The organism is Psittacicella hinzii (assembly GCF_003585935.1).
GTDB lineage: Bacteria > Pseudomonadota > Gammaproteobacteria > Enterobacterales > Psittacicellaceae > Psittacicella > Psittacicella hinzii.
In genome coordinates, this window is sequence record NZ_NRJG01000135.1 from 1 (window position 1) to 8,329 (window position 8,329).

7 protein-coding genes are annotated in these 8,329 nt (G+C 35.4%); all 7 read right to left on the reverse strand.

Annotation, left to right across the window (positions count from 1 at the left end):
* Positions 1-1,226: beta-ketoacyl-ACP synthase II (gene fabF / locus CKF58_RS06760; RefSeq protein ID WP_119532260.1), on the reverse strand; the 1,226-nt coding region annotated here is incomplete at its 3' end.
* An 85-nt stretch (positions 1,227-1,311) separates the two neighbouring features.
* Positions 1,312-1,548, reverse strand: a complete 237-nt coding sequence (acpP, locus tag CKF58_RS06765; protein WP_119532262.1) for an acyl carrier protein — start codon at positions 1,546-1,548, stop codon at positions 1,312-1,314.
* A 230-nt stretch (positions 1,549-1,778) separates the two neighbouring features.
* Entirely contained in the window at positions 1,779-2,504 is a 726-nt protein-coding gene (gene fabG / locus CKF58_RS06770) for a 3-oxoacyl-ACP reductase FabG (protein WP_119532264.1), read from the reverse strand.
* 19 nt (positions 2,505-2,523) lie between these two features.
* Positions 2,524-3,459, reverse strand: a complete 936-nt coding sequence (gene fabD, locus CKF58_RS06775; protein ID WP_119532266.1) for an ACP S-malonyltransferase — start codon at positions 3,457-3,459, stop codon at positions 2,524-2,526.
* A 206-nt stretch (positions 3,460-3,665) separates the two neighbouring features.
* Entirely contained in the window at positions 3,666-5,240 is a 1,575-nt protein-coding gene (gene guaA / locus CKF58_RS06780; protein WP_119532268.1) for a glutamine-hydrolyzing GMP synthase, read from the reverse strand.
* A 93-nt stretch (positions 5,241-5,333) separates the two neighbouring features.
* Positions 5,334-6,464, reverse strand: a complete 1,131-nt coding sequence (guaB, locus tag CKF58_RS06785) for an IMP dehydrogenase (RefSeq protein ID WP_119532270.1) — start codon at positions 6,462-6,464, stop codon at positions 5,334-5,336.
* Positions 6,465-6,638: 174 nt separating this feature from the next.
* Positions 6,639-8,105, reverse strand: a complete 1,467-nt coding sequence (ubiD, locus tag CKF58_RS06790; RefSeq protein ID WP_119532272.1) for a 4-hydroxy-3-polyprenylbenzoate decarboxylase — start codon at positions 8,103-8,105, stop codon at positions 6,639-6,641.
* Positions 8,106-8,329: the final 224 nt, after the last annotated feature.

Below are 8,329 nucleotides of genomic sequence, written 5' to 3' on the forward strand. Positions count from 1 at the left end.
AAGATAACTGAAGCGTTAGTACCACCAAAACCAAAGTTATTATTTAGAGCGTAATTTACAACTTTATTAACTTTTTGGTTTGCAGCAATATTACATTCAATACCATCTTCTAGATTATCTAGATTAATTGTTGGTGGGATTACATCGTGTAAACATGAAAGCACAGAGTAAATACTTTCGATTGCACCAGCAGCACCTAATAAGTGACCTGTCATTGATTTAGTAGAAGTAACTACGTAGTCACCTTTACCTAATACTGTTTGAATAGCTTTGATTTCAGCTACGTCACCTACTGGAGTTGAAGTACCGTGCGCGTTTACGTAATCGATCATTGAAGGTTCAATACCAGCATCGCGAATAGCATTTTCCATAGCTAATTGCGCGCCTTCACCATTTTCTGGAGGTGAAGTCATGTGGTAACCGTCACCAGACATACCGAAACCAACTACTTCAGCATAAATTTTAGCACCACGTGCTAAAGCTGAATCTAAAGATTCTAGTACTAATACTCCAGCACCATCACCTAAAACAAAACCATCACGATCTTTGTCCCATGGTCTTGAAGCAGCTTGAGGATTATCGTTACGGCTAGATAATGCGTGCATAATGCCGAAACCACCAATACCTAATTGGGTAGAAGCTTTTTCCGCACCACCTGCTAACATTAAGTCAGCATCACCGTACGCAATCATTTTAGCAGCTAAACCGATGTTGTGAGTACCAGTTGTACATGCTGTAGTAATTGCAATATTTGGTCCGCGTAATTTGTAACGGATTGATAAATGACCAGCTGCCATGTTAGTAATTGCTGAAGCAATGAAGAATGGAGAAATTCTTCTTGGACCTTTTTCGAATAATGATTTAGCGTTTTGTTCGATATAACCTAAACCACCAATACCAGATCCTACAGCAACACCAAAGCGTGTTAAATCTAATTTATCTAATTCATCAATTAAACCAGCATCTTCTAATGCTTGTTTACCTGCGTAAAGAGCGTATTGGATAAATAAATCCATTTTACGTTGTTCTTTAGCATCTACAACAGAATCAGCATCGAAGTTTTCAACTAAACCAGCAAATTTAGTACTAAAGTTTGTTGTATCGAAATGCTCAATTAGACGAACACCACTTTTTCCAGCTAGTGCATTGTCCCAGTTTTCTTGTACGTTGTTACCTAATGGGCTTAACATCCCCATACCAGTTACAACTACTCTTCTTTTAGTCATTAAGAGCTCCAATATATACTTAGGATAATAAAGAGAAAGCGGTCAATCTTATTGACCGCTAACTTATTATTTTGTAGAGTTACAACTATTTAGCGTGAGCAGTGATGTAATCAATTGCTGATTGAACAGTTGTGATTTTTTCTGCTTCTTCGTCAGGGATAGAAATGTCGAACTCTTCTTCTAAAGCGATAACTAATTCAACAGTATCTAAAGAGTCAGCACCTAAATCTTCAGTGAAAGAAGCTTCTGGAGTGATACGATCTAAATCAGTAATGTTTAATTGATCTGCAATTACTTTTTTAATTTGTGATTCAATAGTCATTTTTACTTTGATCCTGTAAAGGTATAACCTTAATTTTTATAATCTGATTGCCCATAATAACATGAAAGGGCAATTTATAAAACCTATTTTATGAATGCATAATCTGCATTTTTTACTCGAGTTATATTATAGCACAAGACTAGATAAATTTGATAACCTTGCCACTAAAATAATAAGTTAATAATCACTAAGTTAGTAAATGATTAAACTAAAACTCTCAATTTGCTAAATTATGCTTGATACATGCCACCGTTTACGTGTAACGTATGACCGGTGATATATTGTGCGTCATCAGATACTAAGAAAGCTACAGCTTTAGCAATATCTTCAGGTTGACCTAATTTTTTCGCTGGGATTTTGTCTAAAAGAGCTGTTTTAATGTCATCACTTAAAACATCGGTCATATCAGTTTCAATAAAACCTGGAGCAACAACGTTTACGGTAACACCTTTAGCAGCAACTTCTAAGCTCATTGATTTTGTAAAACCAATAACTGCAGCTTTAGCAGCTGAGTAGTTAGCTTGACCTAAGTTACCCATTGAACCAACAACCGAACCAATGTTAACAATACGACCAAAGCCTTTTTTCATCATTGGACGCATTACAGCTTGGCTTAATTGGAAAATCGGAGTTAAGTTGGTATTAATGATATCGTCCCAATCTTGGTCTGATAAACGCATTAAAAGTTTATCTCTAGTAATACCAGCATTGTTTACTAGAATATCAACATCACCAAATTTTTCTTTGATTGCAGCTAATACTTCTTTTTGTGAATCTTTTGAAGTAACATTAAGTACCATACCAGTACCATTAGCACCTAAGTATTCACTGATTTTTGCAGCACCGCTTTCAGTTGTAGCTGTACCAACTACAGTATAACCGCGAGCTGCTAATTCTTTAGCGATAGCTTGACCGATACCACGAGAAGCACCAGTTACTAGAGCTACTTTTGACATAAATATAATCCTTTAAATATTAATTTAATTCTGCTAGTTTAGCTAAGCTCTCAATAGTGTTAACTGCTTGACAGCTAGCGTCTTTAGTAATTTTGCCTTGTAAACCGGTTAACACTTTATTAGGTCCAACTTCAATAAAGTGTGTAACCCCATTTTCGTTTACTAATTTTTCAACAGTTTGTGTCCAAAGTACTGGACCAACTAATTGTTTAATTAAAGCATCAATATATTGTTCTTTACTGCTAGATACAGATAAATCTGTATTATGTACTACTGGTACATTAGCAGGATTAAATTCAGTATTTTCTAACACTGTTAACATGTTGTCAGCAGCAGGTTGCATAAGTACACAGTGAGAAGGTGCTGATACAGCTAACTCTACTGCACGTTTAGCACCAGCTGCTTTTAAAGCTTCAGATGCACTAGCTGCTGCAGTTTTAGTACCTGCGATCACTACTTGACCTGGACAGTTGAAGTTTACCGCTGAAATAACTTCACCAGTTTGTTGAGCTACTTGTTGACAAACGTCAATTACAGTTTGATCATCTAAACCTAAAATAGCATACATTGCACCGCCATCTTGTACAGCTTCTTGCATGTATTTGCCACGTAATTGTACTAATTTAACAGCATCGGTAAAGTTTAGCACACCTGCACAAGTTAATGCAGAGTATTCACCTAAACTATGACCAGCCATATATTCTGGTTTTAAGTTAGGATATTCTTTACGAATAATTTGATAGATAGCGTAGCTTGCAGTTAATAATGCAGGTTGAGTTACTTCTGTGTTACCTAATTTTTCTGCATTATTTTGCACAACGTCCCAAAGATCATAACCAAGAACGTTTGAAGCTTGTGCATAGTATTCTTGTACTTCTGGATATTTTTCGGCTAGGTCTTTTAACATTCCCACAGATTGTGAGCCTTGCCCTGGAAATACAAATGCTAATTTCATTTACAATACCTATTAAATTTACTAAGAGTTGGTTAAGTCATATTGTTGATACAAATGTTCTATACAATATAGACTTAAAGAAAATGGGGGTTAGAGATAATTTTTACCCCATCATTATATCAAAATTGGGACAAAAGCGTGTTTTTTCAGCTTAAAACGCAAAAATGGCTTAACCAATAAATGATTTAAGCCATTTTTATTAAATATTATTCCCACTCAATAGTTGAAGGTGGTTTACCACTTACGTCATATACAACACGACTTACGTTATCGATTTCGTTGATAATACGATTAGATACTAAGCCTAAGAAGTCATATGGTAAGTGTGCCCAGTGAGCAGTCATAAAGTCAATAGTTTGTACAGCACGTAATGACAGTACCCAACTATATTTACGACCATCACCCATTACCCCAACAGATTTAATAGGTAAGAATACTGTAAATGCTTGTGATACTTCGTAATATAGACCAGCTTTATGTAATTCTTCCATAAAAATAGCGTCAGCTTTACGTAAGATATCACAATATTCTTTTTTCACTTCACCTAGAACGCGTACACCTAAACCAGGACCTGGGAAAGGATGACGTTCAAGCATTTCTTTTGGTAAGCCTAACTCTAGACCAATACGACGCACTTCGTCTTTAAATAATTGGTTTAAAGGTTCAACTAAGCCAAGTTTCATTTCTTTAGGTAAACCACCTACGTTATGGTGTGATTTAATAACGTGGGCTTTACCAGTTTTAGCACCTGCAGATTCAATAACATCAGGGTAAATAGTACCTTGTGCTAACCATTTAGCGTCGCTAATTTTACTTGCTTGTTCATCGAAAATCTCAACAAACACGCGACCAATGGTCTTACGTTTTTGTTCAGGATCTTCAATACCTGCTAAAGCACTTAAGAAACGATCTTCTGCATCAATGCGTTTTACATTTAAATCGAATTTACCAGTAAACATTTCCATTACTTGGTCACCTTCGTTTAAACGTAGTAAGCCGTTATCGATAAAGATACAGTGTAAGTTAGCACCAATTGCTTTATGAATTAATAAAGCTGCTACAGATGAATCAACACCGCCTGATAAACCTAAAATTACTTTTTCATTACCAACTTTTGCTTTAATTTGTTCCACTGTAGTCGCAATAATATTGCTTGGTGTCCATTCAGCTTTACAGTTACAAATGTTAATAACAAAGTTTCTTAGGATTTCCATACCTGAAACAGTATGGGTTACTTCAGGGTGGAATTGTACACCGTAGAATGGTTTATCATTGTGCTCAACAATACAAATTGGACAAGTATTAGTTTGTGCAACTAATTTAAAGTTAGGTGCTAAAGTTGTAACTTTGTCACCATGACTCATCCACACTTTTAAACCAGCGTTTTGTTCTTCTGGGAAGTCATTAATGCCTGCTAATAATTTACTTTCAGTAAGTAAATCTACTTTAGCATAACCAAATTCTTTATGTTCAGATGAACATACTTGACCACCAAATTGTACCATCATGGTTTGTAAACCATAACAAATACCAAATACTGGAATTCCTAATTCAAAAACAATTTGAGGAGCTCTAGGACTATTTGCTTCAGTAGTAGATTCTGGACCACCACTTAAAATAATTCCGCGCGGATTAAAATCTTTAATAAATTGTTCGTCAATATCCCAAGATACTAATTCACAATAAACACCAAGTTCACGAATACGTCTTGCAATCAATTGCGTATATTGTGAACCGAAATCTAAGATTAAAATCTTATCGTTATAGATGCTGTGCGACATAGAATGTAAATTTACTTAGTTGTTATAAATCGCTAATAGTATACACTATTAGCGAGTTCAAGAAGATAAAAGCTAAATTTAAAGAAACAACTATTATTTAGTTGAGTAGTTAGTTGGTACTTTTTGCATGGTTACACCATGAACGTGATTTTCACTTAAAGTAGCCGCACTAATTTTTACAAATTCAGGTTCAGTACGTAGTTGTTCAATAGTTGCACAACCAGTTAATCCCATTGCCGAACGAATACCACCAACTAGTTGATGAACGATAAAGGCAACAGTACCTTTAACTGGAACTTGACCTTCAACACCTTCAGGTACTAATTTATCAGCAGCATTATCTGATTGGAAGTAACGATCTGATGAACCTTTTGACATAGCTGCTAATGATCCCATGCCACGGTAAGATTTGTATCTTTGACCATTTACTTCAAATTTCTCACCCGGAGATTCTTCAGTAGCACCTAAAATAGAACCTAACATTACTGAGTGCGCACCAGCAACTAAAGCTTTAACAATATCACCTGAATAACGAATACCACCATCAGCAATTACAGGGATATCGCGACCTTTTAGAGCTGAAACAGCACTATCAATTGCTGAAAGTTGAGGTACACCGCAACCTGTTACAATACGAGTTGTACAGATTGATCCTGGACCAATACCAACTTTAACAGCTGAAGCTCCAGCTTCTGCTAAAGCAATAGCACCTTCTGCTGTAGCTACGTTACCTGCAATAATTTCTAAATCAGGATAAGCTTGACGCGTCGCGCGTACACGTTCAACAACGCCTTGAGAATGACCGTGTGATGAGTCAATAAGAATTACGTCAACACCGGCTTCAACTAAAGCTTTAATGCGTTCTTCATTACCAGCGCCAGCACCAATTGCAGCACCTACAATAAGTTTACCTTGTTTATCAAGGTTAGCATTAGGATATTGATCTAAGTTAACTTGTACTGATTTTACAAGTTTTACTTGTTGCGCCTGATCTGCAACTGCCATATTTTTATGAATAAAGCCTACACCACCAATTAAGGCTAAAGCTGTTGCTAATTCATTTTCTGTTACAGTATCCATTGCTGCAGAAACAATAGGTAATTTTAAAGAAATGTTTTTAGTTAATTTAGATTCTAAATTAGCTGTGTTTGGTAGCACTTGCGACGCACGTGGAATAATTAGTACATCGTCAAATGTAATTCCTTCATATTTAATACGTAACATAATGATCCTATGGTTAAATCAGAAAAGGCAAGATAAATCTGGAGGTATATATAAAAATATAGTGCTGTATAAACAGCACTATATTAGAAAGGTTATATATGATCTACATATTATCTTTCATATAGAAAAATTTTATGCAAATTATACACTAGTGTAACTTAAAAAGCAAATTTTTTACATAATATCTAGTTGCTCCCACAGATCATCGATTTTTTGCTTCACTGCTGGATCTTGAATAATAGGAATGCCCCATTCGCGTTGGGTTTCTCCTTGCCATTTATTAGTAGCATCAATACCAACTTTAGAACCTAATCCAGAAACTGGAGAAGCAAAATCTAAATAATCGATAGGTGTATTCTTGATAAAGGTAAAATCACGTTCAGGATCTGTTCGTGTAGTGATTGCCCAAATCACATCATCCCATGAACGGGCATTAATATCGTCATCACAAATAATTACGTATTTAGTATACATAAATTGTCGTAAATACGACCATACTCCAAACATCACGCGCTTAGCATGCCCTGGATATTCTTTTTTAATTGTAACAACCGCTAAACGGTAAGAACAACCTTCAGGTGGTAGATAAAAGTCCACGATTTCTGGGAATTGCTTACGAATAATAGGTGTAAATACGTGGTTTAGCGCAACTCCTAAAATAGCAGGTTCATCTGGTGGACGACCTGTATAGGTTGAATGATAAATCGGGTTTTCTTTAGTGGTAATTCTGGTAACTGTAAAAACAGGAAAAACTTCTTGTTCGTTATAGTAACCAGTATGATCCCCAAATGGTCCTTCGACTGCCGTTTCTGCTGGATCTATATATCCTTCTAAGACAATTTCAGCATTCGATGGTACTTGTAAATCATTTGTTAGGCATTTTACTACTTCTGTAGGATTTTGACGTAATAAGCCTGCAAATGCATATTCAGATAAAGTATCAGGGATTGGTGTAACTGCCGCGATAATTGTAGCGGGATCAGTTCCAATTACAACTGAAACTGGAAATTTTTCTCCTGGTTGTTTGGCACACCATTCTTGAAAATCAATAGCCCCACCACGATGAGATAACCAACGCATAATTAACTTGTTTTTAGCAAGTTTTTGCATGCGGTAAATCCCAAGATTTTGTCTTTTTTTATACGGACCTTTAGTAACAACTAATCCCCAAGTTACAAGAGGTGCTGCATCTTGAGGCCAGCAGTGCATAATAGGTAATTGATCAAGATCTACTTGCTCATCTTGGTAGATAATTTTTTGACATTCGCCACGCGATTTTTCTTTAATGCGCATGTGTAAAATGTTCTTATAAATACCAAATTTTGCAATAGCATCTTTAAAACCTTCAGGAGGCTCAGGTTCTTTTAGTTTTGCTAGAAGTTCACCAAACTTAGCTAATTCACTTGTATCATGTAAACCCATAGCTAAGGCTATTCTTTCTTCTGTGCCAAAAAGATTAGCTAAGACCGGCATTTTACTATTTTTAACATTCTCAAATAATAAAGCAGGTCCTTTTGCTCTGAGGGTGCGATCTGCAATTTCTGTAATTTCTAAGTGTGAATCTACTTCTAACTTAATACGTTTTAATAAGTTTTTTTCTTCTAAGTATGAAATAAACTCAGGTAAAGATTTGAATTCCATAATATATTTACCCTAACAGGTACTAGTTCTTCTATTATAGTTTAAGTCACGTAGAAAATAATTAAAAACAGGCGTATAATTACCATTAACAAGAATATTTTCTTTATTCCATACTTAACTTAAGGTTACAAAATTGATCGCTTAATAAATACAGATTCCTAAAAATAGATCAAACCCTTTTGATTAAAATATGAAAAATAAACAGATAATTGCATTTTGCGAAG

Coding starts and splice junctions, on each gene's coding strand:
- guaB (WP_119532270.1), bottom strand. CDS start 6,464: ATGTTACGTATTAAATATGAAGGAATTACATTTGACGATGTACTAATT.
- acpP (WP_119532262.1), bottom strand. CDS start 1,548: ATGACTATTGAATCACAAATTAAAAAAGTAATTGCAGATCAATTAAAC.
- guaA (WP_119532268.1), bottom strand. CDS start 5,240: ATGTCGCACAGCATCTATAACGATAAGATTTTAATCTTAGATTTCGGT.
- fabG (WP_119532264.1), bottom strand. CDS start 2,504: ATGTCAAAAGTAGCTCTAGTAACTGGTGCTTCTCGTGGTATCGGTCAA.
- ubiD (WP_119532272.1), bottom strand. CDS start 8,105: ATGGAATTCAAATCTTTACCTGAGTTTATTTCATACTTAGAAGAAAAA.
- fabD (WP_119532266.1), bottom strand. CDS start 3,459: ATGAAATTAGCATTTGTATTTCCAGGGCAAGGCTCACAATCTGTGGGA.